Origin of the sequence: Thermanaerothrix sp. (assembly GCA_026417795.1) — a bacterium.
Classification (GTDB): Bacteria; Synergistota; Synergistia; order Synergistales; family Synergistaceae; genus Thermanaerovibrio.
In genome coordinates this window covers 1-1413 of record JAOACP010000097.1, presented here as the reverse complement: position 1 = coordinate 1413, position 1413 = coordinate 1, and the positions used below count along the sequence as shown (strand labels likewise).

Below are 1413 nucleotides of genomic sequence, written 5' to 3'. Positions count from 1 at the left end.
TGTTCTGCTCCCTGCTTCTCCTGTCCTACATAACCCCCCCGGTGGGGCTGGGACTGTACTACTTCAAGGGGGTCGCCCAGGACGTCCCCATGGACGAGATCTGCAAGGGAGTGATGCCCTTCGTGGTCCTAATGTTCCTTGCGGTGGTGATCATCGTCCTGTTCCCTGAAAGCGCCATGTGGTTCGTGAGAAACCTGGGAAGGGTTTGACTTAGCGTCCCAACCAACACCCCTTAACCCAAGGCCCGGGGAGGCTTAAAGACCCCGGGCCCCCTTGTTTTTATGGCATAAAATGTTGACCTTTGATTGAAGAAGCTTATCATCTCCGTAAAGGATGGGCCGCTTAAAGGGCATACAGCGAAGAAGGAACGGGGGTGTTGGGACATGGAGAAGGCGCTTAGGGGTTTTTCCATCAAGGCGAGGCTCTGGTTTCTCCTGTTGGGGCTTATCGTATCCATGGCGGGCCTTTCTGGGTTCTTCCTTTCCAACCTGGACAAGGCCAAGCTCCAGGCGGATCAGATGTACTCCGCCGGGGCGTCGGGCATGCGCTGGGCCATGTCCGCCATGGCAAGCGGCGAGATGTCGGTGATAAACATCTACAGGTCCTTGAACTCCGCAACGCCGGAGGACCGGGAGAAGTGGGCCAAGGAGGCGGTGACCTCCATAGAGGAGGCAATGGAGTACTTAAGCCGCTACAAGTCCACGCTGCGGCCCGGGGACCTCATGGGGCTTAAGGCCTATGAGGAGGCGAATCGGGCCCTGGAGGACATGAGGGAGGTCAACCTGAAGTTCGAGGAGATGACCGCCTCCGGCGTGCCGGATGCGGAGATAAGGGCCTTCCTTGCGGCGTCTAGGGAGAAGGCCAAGAGGGTGATAGAGTCCCTGGAGGAGCTCACCGGGGTCTCCCAGCGGGTGATGTCGTCGTCCAAGGATGAGCTGGACTCCGCCGCAGCTCAGGCCAAGCGGGTCTCCCTTGCGGTGTCGGCCATGGTGGCGCTTTTGACCCTCATCGCGGGGATGGGCATAACCGTGTCCATAGTGAAGCCCCTGTCCTCCATGGTGGAGAAGATCGACCGCATGTCCCAGGAGCTGGACCTTAGGTTCGGTGATCCCGGCGCCTTCAAGGACGAGATAGGGCACCTGGCGGTCTCCCTTGCCAGGATGTTCCGCCACTTCGAGGAGATAATCCACCAGGTGCGGTCCATATCGGAGGGCGTGAGCGACCAGGCGGAGACCTTCTCCGCCACCGCCGAGGAGGCCAACGCGTCGGTCCAGGAGGTGCGCTCCCAGCTGGAGCTCACGGTCTCCCGGATAGACGACCTTGCCTCCGGCTCCGAGGAGGTCTCCGCCAGCGTGGGAGAGGTTGCCTCCGCGTCGTCCACCGCAGCCCAGAGGCTGTCTCTTATACACATCT

2 protein-coding genes are annotated in these 1413 nt (G+C 60.5%); both read left to right on the top strand.

What is annotated here, in order from left to right; genetic code table 11:
* On the top strand, positions 1 to 209 hold a 209-nt coding region (locus tag N2315_09345; GenBank protein MCX7829375.1), incomplete at its 5' end, for a TRAP transporter large permease subunit.
* A 174-nt stretch (positions 210 to 383) separates the two neighbouring features.
* Positions 384 to 1413, top strand: a 1030-nt coding sequence (locus N2315_09340) for a methyl-accepting chemotaxis protein (protein MCX7829374.1), incomplete at its 3' end; no start/stop codon positions are given.